Consider the following 18,077-nt stretch of genomic DNA (forward strand, 5'->3'; position numbering starts at 1 on the left):
CGTCGTCACGACAGGCGGGCGCCGCCGTCGAGGCGGTAGCAGGTGGCGTTGACGTAGGGGTTGCCGATGACGTGGTGGACGAGGTCGGCGAATTCCGCCGGATCGCCGAGCCGGTCGGGATAGAGAAGCGACCGCTGAAGCGCCGCGACACCCGTCGCGGGGATGGCGTCGAAGATCGGGGTCTCGAACAGCCCGGGCGCGATGGCGACGCAGCGCACGGCATGCTCCTGCAGGTCGCGGGCGACGGGCAGGGACAGGCCGACGATGGCGGCCTTGCTTGCGGCATAGGCGGCCTGGCCGCGCTGGCCGTCGAAGGCGGCGACCGAGGCGGTGTTGACGATGACGCCGCGTTCGCCCGTCGCCGGGTCGGGCGTGTTGGCGACCATGCGCTCGGCGGCCAGGCGCATGACGTTGAAGGTGCCCGTCAGGTTGATGTCGATCACCCGCCGCCACAGGTCCAGATCGTGGGCGGCGCCGCGGGAGACGATCTTGGCCGAGGACGGGACGCCGGCGCAGTTGACGGCAAAGCGCACGGCGCCGAAGGCCTCGCCGCACAGGTCCAACGCCGCCGTCACCGCCGCCGGGTCGCGCACGTCGGCGACCGCCGGGCGTGCCCGCTCGCCGAGGGCGGCGGCGGCGTGCGTCACGGCGTCCTCGTCCAGGTCCAGGAGCACCACGCGCGCGCCTGCCGCCGCGAGGCGGGCGGCGACGGCGCGGCCAAGCCCGGAGGCGGCGCCGGTGACGATGCCGGGCGTGTCTTCCAGAGTCATGGCGGCGGCCCCCTCATGTCTCGGCCCCGGCGGCGAGCAGGTCGGCCGCTTGCCGGCGCAGGACGTGGCGTTGCACCTTGCGGCCGTTGGGGCCGACGGTGGTGGGGAACTCCGCACACCGCACCACGCGCGCCGGCACCTTGTAGCCGGCGAGCCCGGCGCGGCAGTGGGCGATGACGTCCGCCTCGGCCGCCGTGCCGACGACGAAGGCGACGGCCACCAGACGGTCGCCGCTCGGGGCGGCGACGACAACGCAGGCCTCCACGTCCGGCAGCGCCTCGATATGCTTCTCGATCTCCGCCGGGGAGACGAGGAAGCCGCCGAGGCGCACCGCGTCGCCGAGCCGGCCGTGGAAGACGAAGCCGCCGTCGTCGGTCAGTTCCGCCAGGTCGCCCGTGCGGAAGAAGCCGTCGTCGGTGAAGGCCTCCGCCGTCGCCTCCGGGTCGCCGAGGTAGCGGCGGAACAGCGAGGGCCCCTTGATCTCCAGCGATCCCTTGGACCCGGCCGGCAGCACGGCGCCGGTCTCGGGATCGCGCACGCGCAACTCCGTCGCCGCATCCACCGGCACGCCGCCGCCGAGGTGCGCCCGCTCGCCCTCGGGCTGGAGCGCGAACAGGGCCTGGCACTCGCTCATGCCGTAGAGGCCGCGTAAGGGGATGCCGACGGCGGCGGCGCGCTCGGGCAGGTCGGCCAAGGCCGGCGAGAAGGCCGCGAAGCCGAACAGCCGCATGCCCGGGAGCGGGCCGGGCAGGGCGCGGACGAAGGCATCGGCCATCTCGTCGCTGCCGTAGCAGTGGCTCGGGCGGTGACGCATGGCCATGCCCGTCAGCACGTGGGGCGCGAAGTAGGGCGGCACCAGGCTGTCGACACCCGCATGCAGGGCGGCGAGCAACTGGCAGAAGCCGAAGATGCCGCAGAACGGCAGCGCCTGCAGGCTCGGGCCGGGGCCGAAGCCGTGGGCCTGCGCCACGGCCTGCGCATGGCGCACCAGGGTCGCCTGGTCGTGCAGCACCAGCTTGGGGCGGCTGGTGGTGCCCGAGGTGGTGAAGACCGCCACCGGAGCCTCAGGCCGCGACAGGTCGTCGTCCAGCGGCGCCGTCGTCTCCACCTCGGCCCAGGTCACCGCCCGGCGGCCGGGCAGGGGAGAGCCTCCCGCCGGTACCACCACGGTCTCCACCGCCGCGAGGTCGTCGGCGGGGATGGCGGCGAGGATGCCGGCGAAGTCGATGGCCTTGAAGGCGGGGTCGACGGCCAGCACCTTGCAGCCCGACCGCCGCAGGATGTCGCCCACCTCCGTCGCCCGGTAGCGGGTGTTGAGCGACACGGCGATGACGCCGCGGCGGGCGCAGGCGAACAGCAGGGCCACCCACATGGGGCCGTTGGGCAGCCACAGCCCGACCGCATCGCCGGGGCCGACGCCGACGGCCGCCAGGGCGGCCGCGGCGCGCCGCGACAGCAGATCGAGCTCGGCCGCCGAGACGCGCCCCTCGGGCGTCACCAGGGCACCGTTCAGCAGGGTCGGGAGCGTGCTCAAGGCCGGGCCTCCATCGGGGTCAGGTCGCGGTCTCCGTCACCGCGATGCGGGCCAGCGCCTCGCGCATGGCCGGCGGCAGGGGAACGGGGCGGCGGGTCTCGCGGTCGACGTAGACGTGGATGAAGTGCCCCGCCGCCGCCGGGGCCGGCTCGTCGCCGCGGAACAGGCCCACCTCATAGCGCACGCTGCTGTTGCCGAGCTTCGCCACCCGCAGCCCGGCCTCGACCCGGTCGGGGAAGGTGATGGGGGCGAAGTAGCTGCAGCTCGTCTCGATGACCAGCCCGATGACCGGGCTGGTGGCGATCTCCAGCACGCCGGTGTCGATCAGGTAGCGGTTCACGACGGTGTCGAAGTAGCTGTAGTAGACCACGTTGTTGACGTGGCCATAGACATCGTTGTCCATCCAGCGCGTCGGGATGGTGAGGAAATGGGGGTAGGCGGAGCGGTCTTCGGTCTTGCGGGACATGGCCTGGCGTCCTTCCGTGCCGTCAGAGAATGGAGCGGTAGATGGCGAGCGCCGCCTCGGGCGTGAGGTCGCGCGGGTTGTTGACCAGCAGGCGCTCGATCTTCATGGCGTCACGTGCGAGCAGGTCGAGGTCGCCCTCGCCGACGCCGACCTCGCGCAGCGTCTGGGCGAAGGGCATGCGGCCGACCATGTCGGTCATGGTGGCGATGAAGGCGTCGCAGGCCTCGGCGGCGTCGGCGAAGGTGCGGCCGGGGCAGGTCACCGCCGCCAGCTCGGCGTAGAGGGCCTCCGCCGCCGGCCGGTTGTAGGCCAGCACCGGCGCGAGCACGAGGGCGTTGCTCAGGCCGTGCGGCACGTGGAAGTGGCCGCCGAGCGGATAGGCGAGGGCGTGAACGGCGGCCACCGGCGCATTGGCGAAGGCGATGCCGGCGAGGCACGACCCCAGCAGCATGGCCGAGCGCGCCTCGATGTCGCGGCCGTCGGCGATCACCCGGTCCATGTTGGCGGCGAGCAGCCCGAGGGCCTTGAGCGCCATGGCGTCGGAGATGGGGTTCTTCTTGTGCCTGCTGGTATAGGCCTCGATGGCGTGCACCATGGCGTCGATGCCGGTGGCGGCGGTGACCGCCGGCGGCAGTCCGAGCGTCAGGTCGGCGTCGAGCAGGGCGACGTCGGGGTAGAGCAGGGGCGTGACCACGCCCTTCTTCTCCTGCGTCGGCGTCGTCACGATGGAGATGGGCGTCACCTCCGACCCCGTGCCGGCGGTGGTCGGCACCTGGATCAGGGGCAGGCGCGGCCCCTTGGCGAGGCCGATGCCATAGATCTCGGCCAGCGCCTGCGGCGTGCCGCACAGCAGGGCGACCAGCTTCGCCGTATCCATGGAACTGCCGCCGCCAAGGCCGACGACGGCATCGATGCGCGCCTCGCGGGCCCTGGCGACGGCAGCCTCGACCGAGGCTTCGGGCGGGTCGGCCTCGACGTCGCTGAACAGGACGGTGTCGAGGCCGCTTTCCGTCAGCGACGCTTCGGCGCCGTGCAGCAGGCCCGCCTTCACGAGGCCGGGGTCGGTGACCAGCAGCACGCGGCGGGCGCCCAACTCGGCGCACAGGCGGCCGAGGTGGCGGATGCCGCCGGTCTCGCACAGGATGCGCGGGGTGGTTTCGAAGGTGATCGCGTTCATGGACGGATTTCCTTTCGTCAGGCCACTTCGAACAGGCCGGCTGCGCCCATGCCGCCGCCGACGCACATGGTGACGACGACGTACTTCACGCCGCGCCGCCGCCCCTCGATCAGCGCGTGGCCGACCATGCGGGAGCCGGACATGCCGTAAGGGTGGCCGATGGCGATGGCGCCGCCGTTCACGTTCAGGCGCTCGTCGGGGATGCCGAGGCGGTCGCGACAGGGAATGACCTGGGCGGCGAAGGCCTCGTTCAGTTCCCACAGACCGATGTCGTCGACCCGGAGGCCGTGGGCGGCGAGCAGTTTGGGCACGGCGAAGACAGGCCCCATGCCCATCTCGTCAGGGTCGCAGCCGGCGACGGCGATGCCGCGGTAGACGCCGAGCGGGGCGAGGCCGCGCCGTTCCGCCTCGCGGCGCTCCATGACCACGCAGGCGGAGGCACCGTCGGACAGCTGCGAGGCGTTGCCGGCGGTGACGTACTCGCCGACCGCCACCTGCTGCCCGTCGCGGAACACCGGCGCCAGTTTGGCGAGGCTTTCCAGGCTGGTGCCGGGGCGGTTGCCTTCGTCCCGCTCCAGGGTGACGTCGCGGTGCGACACCGCACCCGTGGCGCGGTCGACCACCGCCATGCGGGCGGTCAGCGGCACGATCTCGGCATCGAACCGGCCGGCGGCCTGGGCCTCGGCGGTGCGCGCCTGGGATTGCACGGCATAGGCGTCCTGCGCCTCGCGCGAAATCCCGCAGCGGCGCGAGACGATTTCCGCCGTCTCCACCATGGAGATGAAGATGTCCGGGCGGTGCTCCACCAGCCAGGGGTCGCGCCAGCGGTGGGTGTTCATGCGCTCGGTCTGCACCAGCGACACCGACTCGAGGCCGCCGCCGACGGTGACGGTCATGCCGTCGGCGATGATCTGGCGGGCGGCGATGGCGATGGCCATGAGGCCCGAGGCGCACTGGCGGTCGACGCTCATGGCCGCGACCGAGGTCGGCAGCCCGGCCCGCAGGGCGCTCTGGCGGGCGATGTTCATGTGGGTGGAGCCCTGTTGCAGGGCGGCCCCCAGGATGACGTCGTCCACCTCGGCCGGATCGACGCCCGCGCGGTCGAGGGCGTGGCGGATGGCGTGCCCGCCCAGCGCCGGCGCTTCCAGGTCGTTGAAGGCGCCGCGGTAGGCCTTGCCGATGGGCGTGCGGGCGGTGGAGACGATGACGGCTTCTCGCATGGCGCGGCCCCCGGCGGTCAGGATGCGGTGCGGCGGGCGGCGCCGGCGCGCGACAGGATGCGCTCGACGTGCTGCGGCCCGGATTCGAACTCGGTCGGCGCGCCCATGTCGGCGATGCGGTCGAAGGCGGCGGCGACGGCTTCGGGCGTGCGCTCGTCCTCAGGCAGGAAAACGCCCTCGGACTCGACGATGGCGAGGCGGGCGTAGGTGCCGGCGCCGGCCAGCAGGACGGTGCGGCTCGGGGCGTTTTCCGACACCAGGAACAGGGCGGCGGGGGTGGCGTATTCCGGCTTCAGGGCGGCGAGCGCGTCGGCGTCGAACAGGTCCTGGGTCATGCGGGTGGCGGCGGTCGGGGCCAGCGCATTGACGCAGATGCCGTACTTGGCGCCTTCCAGGTGCAGCACGTTCATCAGGCCGACCTGGCCGGCCTTGGCGGCGCCGTAGTTGGACTGGCCGAAGTTGCCGTAGACGCCCGAGGTCGACGTGGTCATGAGGATGCGGCCGTACTGCTGCTCGCGCATGATGGCCCACACCGCCTTGCTGCAGGTCGCCGCGCCCATGAGGTGGACGTCGACCACGGCGCGGAAGTCTTCCAGCGCCATCTTCACGAAGGTCTTGTCGCGCAGGATGCCGGCGTTGTTGATGAGGATGTCGATGCGGCCCCAGGCCTCCATGGCGCGGCCGACCATGGCGTCGACCTGGGCGGCGTCGGTGACGTCGACGGCGGCGGCCATGGCCTCGCCGCCGGCGGCGCGGACTTCCTCGGCCACCGCCTCGGCGCCGCTCATGTCGGCGATGACCACCTTGGCGCCGCGGGCGGCCAGGGCGAGGGCGTGGGACCGGCCGAGCCCGGTGCCGGCGCCGGTGACGATGGCGACGCGGCCGTCGAATCGCAGGGACATGGAAAGGCTCCTTACTTGAGAACGGTGAGAATCAGCCAGTCGGCGGCGAGCGCCGGACGGGCGGCGCCCTCGGCTTCGACGGTCACGGCATAGGTGGCGAGGTGCTGGTTGCGGCCCTTGTCGGTCAAATCCGACAGGGTGAAGCGGCCGCGGATGCGGCTGCCGGCCGGCACCGGCGACAGGAAGCGGACCCGGTCGAAGCCGTAGTTGATGCTCACCGCGGTGTTCTGGATACCGGGGAGTACGTCGAGGCTCATGGCCGTCAGCAGCGACAGGGTGAGGAAGCCGTGGGCGATGGTGCCGCCGAAGGGGCTGTCGGTGGCGGCGCGGGCCGGGTCGACGTGGATGAACTGGTGGTCCTCGGTCAGGTCGGCGAAGGCGTCGACCTTGGGCTGGTCGAGCTGGAACCAGCGGGAAACCCCGATCTCGGTCCCCGTGCGCCGAGCCAGTTCGGCGATGTCGATGGCGGGCTGCATCCCTGTCTCCCGTTGATGATCCGCAAGGCGGCGGTGGCGGATTTCCTTGCTCCGCCGGCGACGAACATACTAAGTAGTATGTCAGCGGACGCCGGTTGTCCAGCCATCGCATCGGGCGCCGGTGCGGCGGGCTTCGTCGGCACTGGGAATGAGGCGGGCCGCGGTGTAAGTGTAGGAGCGCCGCGGCAGGGCGCGGGAGGGGGCCGGACCACCGGCCCGACCGGCCGCCGCGGGCATCGATGGACGGGACGAACGACATGGCGAGAGGGACGCTCCGCGAGGCTCCGCGCAGCGACAAGAACGGCAACGCCGAGCTTCTGCAGGCGGCGGCCGAGTGCTTCATGGAGCAGGGCTTCCATGCCACCAGCATCGACGACGTGGCGCGGCGGCTGGGGGCGACGAAGGGGCGCGTCTACCACTACTACCGGTCCAAGACGGACCTGTTCTTCGACGTCCACCGCGAGGGCATGCGCCGCAACTTCGAGGCGGTGCGGCCGGTGGTGCGCGGTCCCGACAAGGGCGGCGTGCGCCTGCGCGCCATGTTCCTGCGCCACGCCCTGTCGATGATGGAGAACCTGGCCTTCGAGACGGTCGTCGTGCAGGGCGTCCACATGCACCGGCTGGCCGCCACGACGCCCGAACAGCGCCGCGTGCTCAACGAGCTGATGACCATCCGCAACGACTTCGAGGCTCTGTTCAAGTCCGTCGCCTACGAGGGCGTCGAGGACGGCAGCATCAAGGCGCCGGACGTCTCCATCGCCATCAAGGCGGCGCTCGGCGCGCTCAACTGGATCTGCATCTGGTACCGCCCGCGCACCGGCGAGACCGAGGACGACCGCCTGATCCTGGCCGAGAAGATCGTCGACACCATCATGCACGGGCTGGCGGCGGAGGCGGAGTAACTCCGCCGCCGTCGTCGCGCTCCCGTCAGGTCAGGCGCTCGCGCTGGAGGCGCACGCCGGCCGCCTCGCGGTCCCAGGTGTCGGCGGTCAGGCCCTGGGTGCGCAGGACGTGCTTCTGCAACTTGCCGCTGGCGGTCTTCGGCAGGTCGTCCACCACCCGCACGTAGCGCGGCACCATGAAGTGGGGCAGGCGCGGGGCGAGGAAGGCGATCAGCTCCGCCGGGTCCACCGTCTCGCCCGCCACCGGCGTCACCACGGCCAGCACGTCGTCCTCGCTGACGGCGCTCGGCACGGCGATGGCCATGGCTTCGCGGACCTTGGGGTGGGCGCAGATCTCGGTCTCCAGCTCGAAGGACGAGATGTTCTCGCCGCGCCGGCGGATGACGTCCTTCATGCGGTCGACGAAGAAGAATCGGCCGCTTTCGTCCTTGCGGAAGGCGTCGCCGGTGTGGAACCAGCCGTTGCGCATGGCCTTCACCGTCGCCTCGGGGTTCTTGTAGTAACCGCTACACAGGGCCCACGGCCGCGACGAGCGGATGATGAGTTCACCAACCTGGCCGACCGGCACTTCCTGGTCGTTGGCGTCGACCACCCGCAGCTCGAAGCAGGGGCGCGGCAGGCCGGCGAGGCCGGCTTCGGTGATGCCGGGGCCGGCGGTCAGCGGGCTCGCGATCTCGGTCATGTTGTAGACGGTGTAGAGGTCGACGCCGAAGCGGCCGTGGAAGGCCGCCGCCTCCTCGCCGAAGGGCACGATGAAGGCCTTCTTCAGCGGGTGGTCGCGGTCCTGGTCGGTGGCCGGCGCCTTCAGCAGGAAGTTGGCCATCACCCCGAGCAGCAGCACCACCGTCGACCCGGTATCCCGGATGGCCGGCCAGAAGTCGGCGGTGCGGAACTCGGGCACCATGGCCATGGTGCCGCCGTGGGCGAGCACGGCATAGACATAGAGCGTGCTGCCGCAGTGGAAGATGGGGCCGCAGATCATGCAGCAGTCGTCTTCCGTCACCGCCGCCATGGCGTCCGGCCCCATGGTGTAGAGCTGCACGTAGGACGACACCACGCCCTTGGCCGCCCCGGTGGTGCCCGAGGTGTACATGATCGCCTGCACGTCCCACGGCTTGATGGGGCGGTCGAGCGCCAGGTCGGCGGGCGTCGGGTCGACGTCCTCGAGCGGCGCCACCGTCACGCCGGGCAGGGCGGGCGGCGCTTCCGCCGAGTCGCCGACGCAGAGGATGCGCGTCACCTTGCCGGGCGACAGGTCGGCCAGGCGCGGCAGCAGGGCGCGGTGGGCGATCAGCGTCGGGGCGTCGGCGTCGTCCAGGATGTGCTCCAGCGGCCGGCCGCGCGCGGCGGTGTTGAGCGGCACGTAGACCGCGCCGAGCAGGTTGATGGCGAACCAGGCCGTCAGCAGGTCGGGGCCGTTGCCCATCCAGCACAGCACGTGATCGCCCTGGCCGACGCCGGCCCGGCGCAGGGCGGCGGCGCGGCGGCGGACGCGGTCGAGCGTCTCGGCGTAGGTCCAGGTCTCGCCCTTCCAGAACCGGACGAACGCGCGGTCGGGGAAGCGTGCCGCCTGCTTCTCCAGCAGATCCTTGAGGACGCAGTCTTCCGGCGCGGGAATACGCGAGGCGTCGTGGGCGGTCATGGTCGGAGGGCCTCCCTGGTGCGAGCGCGGCGCCCGACGGGCTGCGTGCGTCTTGTGGCTTAAGCTGCCGGCGTCCGTCCCGCGGGGGATCGTCACCGGCCGTCGTGCGTTTCTAGAAATTCCCGGCGGCTCCCATCGGCGCCGCTTATCGAACTATTGCAACATACTCCGTAGTATGTCAAAAGGGTTCTAAGAGCGAAAATGCACGCCGCCGGGAGGAATGACGATGGGATTGGTGACCGTTGAGCGCAGCGGGGCCGTGGCGCTGGTGCGCTACGATCGCGGCGGATCGGCCAATGCACTGAGCGCCGCCGCCATGGCGGAACTGATCGCCACTGCCGACTCCTTGCGCGCCGACCGCACCGTCGCGGCCGTCGTCCTGACCGGCACGCCGCGCGTCTTCTGTGCCGGCATCGACCTCTCCGATCCCGCCCTGTGGGGCGCGCCGGGCGAAGAGCAGTCGCCGGCGCCGCTGGCCGCCGCCGAGCAGGGCAAGGCCCTGTGCGAGGCCTGGGCCGGGCTGCCGCAGATCACCGTCGCCGCCGTCGAAGGCGCCGCCATCGGCGGTGGGGCCGTGCTGGCGCAGGCGCTGGACTGGCGGGTGATGGGGCGCGGCGCCCGCATGCGCCTGCCGGAAGCCCGCCTCGGCTTCAACCTCGCGTGGGGCACGCTGCCGCGGCTGGTGTCGCTCATCGGGCCGGCGCGGGCCAAGCGCGCCCTGTTCACCGACATGCAGATCGATGCCGCCCTGGCCGCCGATTGGGGCCTCGCCGATGCCGTGGTCGACGATGGCGCCGCCGTCGCCGAGGCCATGCGGCTCGCCGCCGAGGCCGCCCAGGTACCGGGGCCGGTGCTGCGCATGACCAAGCGCGCCATCGCCGCCCAGGTGGAGGCGCCGCACCTCGCCCATGCCGATGCCGAGCAGTTCCTGCTGAGCATCTGGATGGCGCAGCGGGACAAGGGCGCGCGCGCCTGATCCGGCGAGCGGACGAGGCGGCGGGTCAGGCCGCGAACCAGAGCGCGACCAGCGCCGAACGGTGATGGGTGGGGAGTAACGGCGAGAATGGCGATGAACGACGATTACGTCATCGAAACCCGCGACATGTCGAAGTCTTTTCGCGGCTTCATGGCGGTCACGGGCGTGAACCTGCGGGTCCGGCGCAACACCATCCATGCCCTCATCGGGCCGAACGGGGCCGGCAAGACCACCTGCTTCAACCTCATCACCAAGTTCCTGCAGCCGAGCAGCGGGCAGATCCTGCTCAACGGCCGCGACGTGACGCGGCTGAAGCCGGCCCAGGTCGCCCGCCGCGGCATGGTGCGCAGCTTCCAGATCTCGTCGGTGTTTCCCCACCTGACGGTGCTGGAGAACCTGCGCGTCGCCTTGCAGCGCAAGATGAACAACAGCTTTCACTTCTGGCGCTCCGACCGCTGCCTCGACCAGTTGAACGACCGCGCGCGCGAGCTGATCGCCGACGTCGGCCTGGCGGAGTTCGAGGGGGCGCTCGCCGCCGAGCTGCCCTACGGCCGCAAGCGCGGCCTGGAGCTGGCGACCACCATGGCGCTGGAACCCGAGGTCATGCTGCTCGACGAGCCCATGGCCGGCATGGGGACGGAAGACATCCAGCGCACCGCCGAACTGATCCGCCGCGTCGCGCAAGGGCGCACCGTGCTGATGGTGGAGCACAACATCAACGTGGTGGCCGACCTGTCGGACACCATCACCGTCCTGCAACGCGGCGAGATCCTGGCCGAGGGCTCCTATGCCGAAATCTCGTCCAACCGCGACGTCATCACCGCCTACATGGGAAGCGAGCATGAGTGAGACGCTGCTGTCGGTCCGCGACCTCCAGGCCTGGTACGGCGAAAGCCACATCCTGCACGGCATGGCCTTCGAGGTCGGCAAGGGCGAGGTCGTCACCCTGCTCGGCCGCAACGGCGCCGGCAAGACCACCACCATGCGTTCGATCATGGGGCTGGTGCGCCAGCGCCAGGGCTCGGTGACCTTCGACGGGCGCGAGACCATCGCCTTGCAGGCCAATCAGGTGGCGCGCCTCGGCCTCGCCTTCTGCCCCGAGGAACGCGGCATCTTCTCGTCGCTCGACGTGACCGAGAACCTGACCCTGCCGCCGGTGATCCGCGGCGGCGGCATGAGCCTCGACGAGGTCTACGAGCTGTTCCCCATCCTGCGGGAGCGCGGCGGCAGCCAGGGCACCAAGCTGTCGGGCGGCGAGCAGCAGATGCTGGCCATCGCCCGCATCCTGCGCACCGGCGCCACCATGCTGCTGCTCGACGAGCCGACCGAGGGCCTCGCGCCCGTCATCGTCGAGCAGATCGGCCAGGTGATCCGCACCCTGCGCGACCGCGGCTTCACCATCCTGCTGGTCGAGCAGAACTTCCGCTTCGCGGCCGGTGTCGCCGACCGCCACTACGTGGTCGAGCACGGGGAAGTCATCGACATGATCCCCCGCGCCGACGTCCAGGCCAGCCGCGACAAGCTGAAGGCCTACCTCGGCGTCTGACCGCGCCGTCGCACGACAAGGAAGAAACCGTACTCAACAGGGAGAAGCATCCATGTCGAAGTTGAAGACGGCCCTCATGGCCGGCATCGCCTCCGTCGCCCTCGCCGGCACCGCGCAGGCGGAGATTACCAACAACGTCGTGAAGATCGGCGTCCTCGACGACATGTCGGGCGTCTATGCCGACCTGGCGGGCGAGGGCTCGGTGCTGGCGGCGCGTATGGCGGTGGAAGACGCCGGCGGCTCGGTGGCCGGCAGCCCGATCGAGGTCATCTCGGCCGACCACCAGAACAAGGCGGACATCGCCGCCAACGTCGCCCGCCAGTGGATCGACACCGATCAGGTGGACGTGGTGGTCGACGTCGGCAACTCCGCCGCCGCGCTCGCGGTGCAGGAAGTGACGGAGACCAAGGGCAAGGTCCACCTCAATTCCACCGCCGCCACCACGGCGCTGACCAACGAGAAGTGCTCGCCGACCGGCGTCCACTGGACCTACGACACCTATGCGCTCGCCAACGGCACCGGCAAGGCGCTGGTGGAGCAGGGCGCCAAGAAGTGGTTCTTCATCACCGCCGACTACGCCTTCGGCCACAGCCTGGAAGAAAACACCAGCAAGGCCGTGAAGTCCGCGGGCGGCGAGGTCGTCGGCAGCGTGCGCGCGCCGTTCCCCAACAACGACTTCTCCAGCTACCTGCTGCAGGCGCAGGGCTCGGGCGCCGACGTCATCGCCTTCGCCAATACCGGCGGCGACTTCGTCAACGCCCTGAAGCAGGCGCAGGAATTCGGCATCACCCAGAGCGGCCAGAAGATCGCCGGCCTGCTGGTGTTCCTGACCGACGTCCATTCGCTCGGCCTCGAATCCACCAAGGGCCTGACCATCACCACCGGCTGGTACTGGGACCAGGACGAGGACTCCCGCGCCTGGGCCGACCGCTTCGCCGAGCGTAACGGCGGCAAGCGTCCGACCATGGTGCAGGCCGGCGTCTATTCCGCCGTCAGCCACTACCTGAAGGCCATCGCCGCCATCGAGAGCGACGAGGGCAAGCCGGTGGTCGACCAGATGAAGCAGACCCCCATCAACGACATGTTCGCCAAGAACGGCAAGATCCGCGAGGACGGCCGCATGGTGCACGACATGAAGCTGGTGCAGGTGAAGACGCCCGACGAGTCCAAGGGTGAATGGGACTACTACAAGATCCTGTCCAACATCCCGGGCGACCAGGCCTTCATGCCGCTGTCGGAAAGCACCTGCGACCTCGTGAAGCAGTAAAGAAGACCGCCTGACGCACGAGGGGAGCGATACATGGTCGACATTCTGGGCGTACCGATGCCCGTGCTCATGGGGCAGTTGCTGCTCGGGCTCATCAACGGCGCCTTCTATGCCGTGCTGAGCCTGGGGCTGGCCCTGATCTTCGGGTTGCTCAACATCATCAACTTCGCTCACGGCGCCTTCTACATGCTGGGTGCGTTCGTGGCGTGGCTGGCGCTGCAGTACCTGGGCATCGGGTACTGGCCGGCGTTGATCGTCGCCCCCCTCGTCGTCGGCGTCTTCGGCGTGATCGTGGAGCGGCTGCTGCTCAAGCGGCTCTACGAGCTGGACCATCTGTACGGGCTGCTGCTGACCTTCGGCCTCGCCCTGGTCATCGAGGGCACGTTCCGCCAGCTCTACGGCATCTCCGGCCAGCCTTACCAGCTGCCGGAGTCGCTGTCGGGCGGCATCAACCTCGGCTTCATGTTCCTGCCCAAGTACCGCGCCTGGGTGATCGTCGCCTCGCTGGTCATGTGCCTCGCCACCTGGCTCATCATCGAGCGCACCAAGCTTGGCGCCCTCATGCGGGCGGCGACGGAGAACCCCGACCTGGTGCGCGCCTTCGGCGTCAACGTGCCGCTGCTGGTGACGCTCACCTACGGCTTCGGCGTGGCGCTGGCGGCCTTCGCCGGGGTGCTGGCGGCGCCGATCTACTCGGTCAACCCGATCATGGGCTCGCACCTCATCATCGTCGTCTTCGCGGTGGTGGTGATCGGCGGCATGGGCTCGATCATGGGCGCCGTGGTCTCGGGCTTCATGCTCGGCGTGTTCGAGGGGCTGACGCGCGTGTTCTGGCCCGAGGCGTCGAGCGTGGTCATTTTCGTCATCATGGCCGTGGTGTTGATGGTCAAGCCGGCCGGCCTGTTCGGGAGGACGGCATGATGGGGTCCGTGAAGATGCACAAGGGCCTGTGGCTGGTGCTCGGTCTGGTCGCGCTGGCGGTGGCGCCGCTGGTCGTCTACCCGGTGTTCCTCGCAAAGGTGCTGTGCTTCGCGCTGTTCGCCGCGGCCTTCAACCTGCTGCTCGGCTATGTCGGCCTGCTGTCCTTCGGCCATGCCGCCTTCTTCGGCTTCGCCGCCTATTGCGGCGCCCACGTCACCAAGGTGTGGGGCTTCGGCCCGGAGGTGGCGATCCTCACCGGCACCGCGGTGGGCGCCGGCCTCGGCCTCGTGTTCGGCGCCATCGCCATCCGCCGCCAGGGCATCTACTTCGCCATGGTGACGCTGGCCCTGGCCCAGATGGTCTACTTCGTCGCCCTGCAGGCGCCCTTCACCCACGGCGAGGACGGCATCCAGGGCGTGCCGCGGCGGCCGCTGTTCGGCCTCATCGACATCGGGTCCAACATCGCGATCTATTACTTCGTGCTGGCGGTGTTCCTGATCGGGGTGTTCATCATCTACCGCACGGTGCATTCGCCGTTCGGCCAGATCCTCAAGTCCATCCGCGAGAACGAGCCGCGCGCCATCTCGCTCGGCTACGACACCGACCGCTACAAGCTGATCGCCTTCGTGCTGTCGGCGGGCCTGTCGGGCCTTGCGGGGTCCACCAAGGTGCTGGTGTTCCAGCTGGCGTCGCTGACCGACGTGCAGTGGCAGATGTCGGGCGAGGTCGTGCTGATGACGATCCTCGGCGGCATGGGCACCATGCTCGGCCCCATCGTCGGTGCCGCCGTGGTGGTCAGCATGCAGAACTACCTGGCGCAGGTGGGCTCCATGACCACCATCGTCCAGGGCGCCATCTTCGTGGTCTGCGTGCTGCTGTTCCGCCGCGGCATCGTCGGCGAGCTGGCGGCCTTCCTCCGCAGCCGGCGGAAGACCCCGGCGGAGCCCGAAAGCTCGTACCAGCAGGCGGGGGCCGCCGCACCGGCCCCGGAGAGGCCGCGCGGCGGCTGAGCCGCCACCGTCGCCGCGGCGGCGGCTCTGGGGGCGACTCAGGGGGCGGCGGCTCCGGCCTATTCGGCCGGCGCCGCCTGCGCCTCGGCCGCCGGAGCCGCCATCACCCGCCGCAGCGGGCGGTTGCCCGCCAGGGCGCGGAGGACGACGTAGAACACCGGCGTCAGGAAGATGCCGAACAGCGTCACCCCGATCATGCCCGAGAACACGGCGATGCCCATGGCCTGGCGCATCTCCGCCCCGGCGCCGGTCGCCAGCACCAGCGGCACCACGCCCATGATGAAGGCCATGGAGGTCATGAGGATCGGCCGCAGGCGCAGGCGGCTCGCCATGAGCGCCGCGGCGCGCGGCGAATGGCCGGCGAATTCCAGCTCGCGGGCGAATTCCACGATCAGGATGGCGTTCTTCGCCGACAGGCCCACCAGTACGATGAGGCCGATCTGGGTGAAGACGTTGTTGTCGCCGCCCACCAGCTCGATTCCCGCCAGCGCCGCCAGCAGGCTCATGGGCACGATGAGGATGATGGCGATGGGCAGCGTCAGGCTCTCGTACTGCGCCGCCAGCACCAGGAACACCAGCAGGAGCGCCAGCGGGAAGACGATGACCGAGGAATTGCCGGCCAGGATCTGCTGGTAGGTCAGTTCCGTCCACTCGAAGGCGAAGCCCTTGGGCAGGGTTTCGGCGGCGATGCGCTCGACGGCCGCTTCCGCCTCGCCCGAGGAATAGCCGGGGGCGGCCGCACCACTGACGTCGGCAGCGAGGAAGCCGTTGTAGCGCATGGCGCGCTCCGGCCCCGCCGCCGGCTCGATGGTCATGAGGGCGGACAGCGGGATCATCTCGCCGCTCGCCGAGCGCACCTTCAGGCGGCCGATGTCCTCGGCGTGCGAGCGGAACGGCGCGTCGGCCTGGACGCGCACCGTGTAGGTGCGGCCGAACTCGTTGAAGTCGTTGACGTAGAGGCTGCCGAGGTAGATCTGCAGCGTGTCGAACACGTCCGACACCGACACGCCCAGCTGCTGCGCCTTGGTGCGGTCGACGTCGGCGAAGACCTGCGGCACGTTGATCTGGTAGCTGGTGAACAGGTTGGCGAGTTCCGGCGCCTTGGCCGCCTCGACCAGGAAGGCCTTCACCGCGCCGTCGAGGGCGGCGTAGCCCTGGTTGCCGCGGTCCTGCACCTGCAGCTTGAAGCCGCCGGTGGTGCCGAGGCCCTGGACGGGCGGCGGCGGGAACATGACGACGAAGGCTTCCTGGATGCCGGCGAACTGCCCGTTCAGGCGGCCGGCGATGGCGCCGGCGCTCTGCTCGGGCGTGGTGCGCTCGTCGAAGGACTTGAGGGCGGCGAAGACGATGCCCGAGTTGGTGCTGTTGGTGAAGCCGTTGATGGACAGGCCGGGGAACGACACGGCGTGCTCGACACCGGGGTCGGCCAGGGCGATGTCGCCCATGCGGCGGATCACCTCTTCCGTGCGGTCGAGGGTGGCGCCGTCGGGCAGCTGGGCGAAGCCGATGAGGTACTGCTTGTCCTGCATGGGCACGAAGCCGCGCGGCACCTGCTGGAACAGGCCGACGGTGACGGCGAGCAGCGCCACGTAGATTCCCATCATCACCGCCTTGCGCGACAGCACGCGGCCGACGCCGCCGTCGTAGGCGCGCGCCCCCGCCCCGAAGACGCGGTTGAAGCCGCGGAACAGCCAGCCGAGGCCGGCGTCCATGATGCGCGTCAGGCGGTCCTTCGGGGCGTCGTGGCTCTTCAGCAGCAGGGCGGCGAGGGCCGGCGACAGGGTCAGGGAGTTGACCGCCGAGATGACGGTGGAGATGGCGATGGTGAGCGCGAACTGCTTGTAGAACTGCCCGGTCAGGCCGCTGATGAAGGCGAGCGGCACGAACACCGCCACCAGCACCAGGGCGATGGCGACGATGGGGCCGGAAACCTCCTGCATGGCCTTGTAGGTGGCCTGGCGCGGTTCCAGCCCTTCGGCGATGTTGCGCTCGACGTTCTCGACCACGACGATGGCGTCGTCGACCACGATGCCGATGGCGAGCACCAGCCCGAACAGCGACAGGGCGTTCACCGACACGCCGAGCAGGTGCATGACCGCAAAGGTGCCGACCACCGACACCGGCACGGCGAGCAGCGGGATGATGGAGGCGCGCCACGTCTGGAGGAACAGGATCACCACCACGACCACCAGCAGCACCGCTTCCAGCAGCGTGTGGACCACCGACTCGATGGAGGCGTGGACGAACTGGGTGGTGTCGTAGACGATCTGGTAGTCGACGCCCTCGGGCATGAGCGTCTTCAGCTCGGCCATGGTCTCCTGCACGCGGTCGGAAATCTCGATGGCGTTGGAGCCGGGCGCCTGGAAGATGGGGATGGCGACCGCCGCCTGGTTGTCGAGCAGCGAGCGCAAGGCGTATTCCGCCGCCCCCAGCTCCAGCCGGCCGAGGTCGCGCAGGCGGGTGACGGCGCCATCGTCGTCCACCTTCACGGCGATGTCGCCGAATTCCTCGACCGTCTGCAGGCGGCCGCGGGCGTTGACCGACATCTGCAGGTCGACGCCCGGCGCGCTCGGCGAGGCGCCGACCACGCCGGCCGCCGCCTGCACGTTCTGCTCGCGGATGGCCGCCACCACGTCGCCGGCCGACAGGCCGCGCCCGGCCACCTGCTGCGGGTCGAGCCAGACGCGCATGGCGTAGTCGCCGGCCCCGAACAGCTGCACGTCGCCGACGCCGTTGAGGCGCGCCAGCCGGTCCTTGACGTTGAGGACGGCGTAGTTGCGCAGGTAGGTCATGTCGTAGCGGCCGTCGGGCGACAGCAGGTGGACGACCATGGTGAGGTCGGGCGAGCTTTTCAGCGTGGTGACGCCGATGCGCCGCACTTCCTCCGGCAGGCGCGGCTCGGCCTGGGCGACACGGTTCTGCACCAGTTGCTGGGCCTTGTCCGGGTCGGTGCCGAGGCGGAAGGTGACGGTCAGCGTCATGGTGCCGTCGGTGGTCGCCTGGCTGCCCATGTAGAGCATGTCCTCGACGCCGTTGACGGCCTCTTCCAGCGGCGTCGCCACGGTGGCGGCGATGACGGCGGGGTTGGCGCCGGGGTACTGGGCGCGCACCACCACCGTCGGCGGCACCACCTCGGGGTATTCGGAAACCGGCAGGCCGCGCAGGGCGAGCAGGCCGGAGATGAAGATGAGCAGCGACAGGACGCCCGCGAAGACGGGCCTGTCGACGAAGAAGCGCGAAAGGTTCATGGCGGGGCGTCCCGGTGACG

At 70.4% G+C, this 18,077-nt stretch carries 16 protein-coding genes; 7 read left to right on the forward strand and 9 right to left on the reverse strand.

Annotated elements, in window-relative coordinates:
- Positions 1 to 5: 5 nt before the first annotated feature.
- The 7 genes from CRP50_RS19810 to CRP50_RS19840 are packed head-to-tail and all read right to left on the reverse strand — an operon-like array spanning position 6 to position 6,545.
- Positions 6 to 770 (reverse strand): SDR family NAD(P)-dependent oxidoreductase, encoded by a 765-nt coding sequence (locus CRP50_RS19810; protein ID WP_097280926.1) that lies wholly within the window; start codon positions 768 to 770, stop codon positions 6 to 8.
- Positions 771 to 783: 13 nt separating this feature from the next.
- Complete coding sequence (locus CRP50_RS19815; protein ID WP_097280927.1) at positions 784 to 2,304, reverse strand: AMP-binding protein; 1,521 nt, start codon at positions 2,302 to 2,304, stop codon at positions 784 to 786.
- Between the two features lie 19 nt (positions 2,305 to 2,323).
- Positions 2,324 to 2,770: an acyl-CoA thioesterase gene (locus tag CRP50_RS19820; protein ID WP_097280928.1), complete on the reverse strand. Its 447-nt coding sequence runs from the start codon at positions 2,768 to 2,770 to the stop codon at positions 2,324 to 2,326.
- A 22-nt stretch (positions 2,771 to 2,792) separates the two neighbouring features.
- The gene (locus CRP50_RS19825) at positions 2,793 to 3,947 is read right to left on the reverse strand and encodes an iron-containing alcohol dehydrogenase (RefSeq protein WP_097280929.1); all 1,155 of its coding nucleotides are present in this window, start codon (positions 3,945 to 3,947) and stop codon (positions 2,793 to 2,795) included.
- A gap of 17 nt (positions 3,948 to 3,964) precedes the next feature.
- Entirely contained in the window at positions 3,965 to 5,167 is a 1,203-nt protein-coding gene (locus CRP50_RS19830; protein WP_097280930.1) for an acetyl-CoA C-acyltransferase, read from the reverse strand.
- A 17-nt stretch (positions 5,168 to 5,184) separates the two neighbouring features.
- On the reverse strand, positions 5,185 to 6,069 hold the full coding sequence (locus tag CRP50_RS19835; protein ID WP_097280931.1) for an SDR family NAD(P)-dependent oxidoreductase: 885 nt from the start codon (positions 6,067 to 6,069) through the stop codon (positions 5,185 to 5,187).
- Positions 6,070 to 6,080: 11 nt separating this feature from the next.
- On the reverse strand, positions 6,081 to 6,545 hold the full coding sequence (locus CRP50_RS19840; protein WP_097280932.1) for a MaoC family dehydratase: 465 nt from the start codon (positions 6,543 to 6,545) through the stop codon (positions 6,081 to 6,083).
- Positions 6,546 to 6,802: 257 nt separating this feature from the next.
- On the opposite strand from CRP50_RS19840, the gene CRP50_RS19845 reads away from it, so the two are divergent.
- A complete protein-coding gene (locus CRP50_RS19845) occupies positions 6,803 to 7,447 on the forward strand; it encodes a TetR/AcrR family transcriptional regulator (RefSeq protein ID WP_097280933.1) in 645 nt (214 codons plus the stop codon).
- Between the two features lie 25 nt (positions 7,448 to 7,472).
- Here the strand turns inward: CRP50_RS19845 and CRP50_RS19850 are convergent, their stop codons facing one another.
- Positions 7,473 to 9,089, reverse strand: a complete 1,617-nt coding sequence (locus CRP50_RS19850; RefSeq protein WP_097280934.1) for an AMP-binding protein — start codon at positions 9,087 to 9,089, stop codon at positions 7,473 to 7,475.
- 226 nt (positions 9,090 to 9,315) lie between these two features.
- Between CRP50_RS19850 and CRP50_RS19855 the strand changes: the two genes are divergently transcribed.
- The 6 genes from CRP50_RS19855 (at position 9,316) to CRP50_RS19880 (ending at position 14,809) form a co-directional block, all read left to right on the forward strand.
- Positions 9,316 to 10,065: an enoyl-CoA hydratase/isomerase family protein gene (locus tag CRP50_RS19855; RefSeq protein WP_176525270.1), complete on the forward strand. Its 750-nt coding sequence runs from the start codon at positions 9,316 to 9,318 to the stop codon at positions 10,063 to 10,065.
- 93 nt (positions 10,066 to 10,158) lie between these two features.
- On the forward strand, positions 10,159 to 10,914 hold the full coding sequence (locus CRP50_RS19860) for an ABC transporter ATP-binding protein (RefSeq protein WP_097280986.1): 756 nt from the start codon (positions 10,159 to 10,161) through the stop codon (positions 10,912 to 10,914).
- Positions 10,907 to 11,611, forward strand: coding sequence for an ABC transporter ATP-binding protein (locus CRP50_RS19865; RefSeq protein ID WP_097280936.1), 705 nt, complete (start codon positions 10,907 to 10,909; stop codon positions 11,609 to 11,611). The genes CRP50_RS19860 and CRP50_RS19865 overlap by 8 nt, the downstream gene beginning before the upstream one ends.
- A 52-nt stretch (positions 11,612 to 11,663) precedes the next feature.
- Positions 11,664 to 12,878 carry an ABC transporter substrate-binding protein gene (locus tag CRP50_RS19870; protein WP_097280937.1) on the forward strand — a complete coding sequence of 405 codons (1,215 nt, stop codon included), beginning with the start codon at positions 11,664 to 11,666 and terminating at the stop codon, positions 12,876 to 12,878.
- 33 nt (positions 12,879 to 12,911) lie between these two features.
- Positions 12,912 to 13,799, forward strand: a complete 888-nt coding sequence (locus tag CRP50_RS19875; protein WP_097280938.1) for a branched-chain amino acid ABC transporter permease — start codon at positions 12,912 to 12,914, stop codon at positions 13,797 to 13,799.
- On the forward strand, positions 13,796 to 14,809 hold the full coding sequence (locus CRP50_RS19880; RefSeq protein ID WP_245913551.1) for a branched-chain amino acid ABC transporter permease: 1,014 nt from the start codon (positions 13,796 to 13,798) through the stop codon (positions 14,807 to 14,809). The genes CRP50_RS19875 and CRP50_RS19880 overlap by 4 nt, the downstream gene beginning before the upstream one ends.
- A 59-nt stretch (positions 14,810 to 14,868) precedes the next feature.
- On the opposite strand, the gene CRP50_RS19885 is transcribed toward CRP50_RS19880, so the two are convergent.
- Entirely contained in the window at positions 14,869 to 18,057 is a 3,189-nt protein-coding gene (locus CRP50_RS19885) for an efflux RND transporter permease subunit (RefSeq protein ID WP_097280939.1), read from the reverse strand.
- Positions 18,058 to 18,077 lie beyond the last annotated feature (20 nt).

Source organism: Caenispirillum bisanense, assembly GCF_900230255.1.
GTDB lineage: Bacteria > Pseudomonadota > Alphaproteobacteria > Rhodospirillales > Rhodospirillaceae > Caenispirillum > Caenispirillum bisanense_A.

Excerpts from the sequence above, each read along its gene's own strand:
- CRP50_RS19810 (WP_097280926.1), bottom strand. The coding sequence starts at position 770 with ATGACTCTGGAAGACACGCCCGGCATCGTCACCGGCGCCGCCTCCGGG.
- CRP50_RS19820 (WP_097280928.1), bottom strand. The coding sequence starts at position 2,770 with ATGTCCCGCAAGACCGAAGACCGCTCCGCCTACCCCCATTTCCTCACC.
- CRP50_RS19825 (WP_097280929.1), bottom strand. The coding sequence starts at position 3,947 with ATGAACGCGATCACCTTCGAAACCACCCCGCGCATCCTGTGCGAGACC.
- CRP50_RS19830 (WP_097280930.1), bottom strand. The coding sequence starts at position 5,167 with ATGCGAGAAGCCGTCATCGTCTCCACCGCCCGCACGCCCATCGGCAAG.
- CRP50_RS19835 (WP_097280931.1), bottom strand. The coding sequence starts at position 6,069 with ATGTCCCTGCGATTCGACGGCCGCGTCGCCATCGTCACCGGCGCCGGC.
- CRP50_RS19840 (WP_097280932.1), bottom strand. The coding sequence starts at position 6,545 with ATGCAGCCCGCCATCGACATCGCCGAACTGGCTCGGCGCACGGGGACC.
- CRP50_RS19845 (WP_097280933.1), top strand. The coding sequence starts at position 6,803 with ATGGCGAGAGGGACGCTCCGCGAGGCTCCGCGCAGCGACAAGAACGGC.
- CRP50_RS19850 (WP_097280934.1), bottom strand. The coding sequence starts at position 9,089 with ATGACCGCCCACGACGCCTCGCGTATTCCCGCGCCGGAAGACTGCGTC.
- CRP50_RS19855 (WP_176525270.1), top strand. The coding sequence starts at position 9,316 with ATGGGATTGGTGACCGTTGAGCGCAGCGGGGCCGTGGCGCTGGTGCGC.
- CRP50_RS19860 (WP_097280986.1), top strand. The coding sequence starts at position 10,159 with ATGAACGACGATTACGTCATCGAAACCCGCGACATGTCGAAGTCTTTT.
- CRP50_RS19865 (WP_097280936.1), top strand. The coding sequence starts at position 10,907 with ATGAGTGAGACGCTGCTGTCGGTCCGCGACCTCCAGGCCTGGTACGGC.
- CRP50_RS19870 (WP_097280937.1), top strand. The coding sequence starts at position 11,664 with ATGTCGAAGTTGAAGACGGCCCTCATGGCCGGCATCGCCTCCGTCGCC.
- CRP50_RS19875 (WP_097280938.1), top strand. The coding sequence starts at position 12,912 with ATGGTCGACATTCTGGGCGTACCGATGCCCGTGCTCATGGGGCAGTTG.
- CRP50_RS19880 (WP_245913551.1), top strand. The coding sequence starts at position 13,796 with ATGATGGGGTCCGTGAAGATGCACAAGGGCCTGTGGCTGGTGCTCGGT.
- CRP50_RS19885 (WP_097280939.1), bottom strand. The coding sequence starts at position 18,057 with ATGAACCTTTCGCGCTTCTTCGTCGACAGGCCCGTCTTCGCGGGCGTC.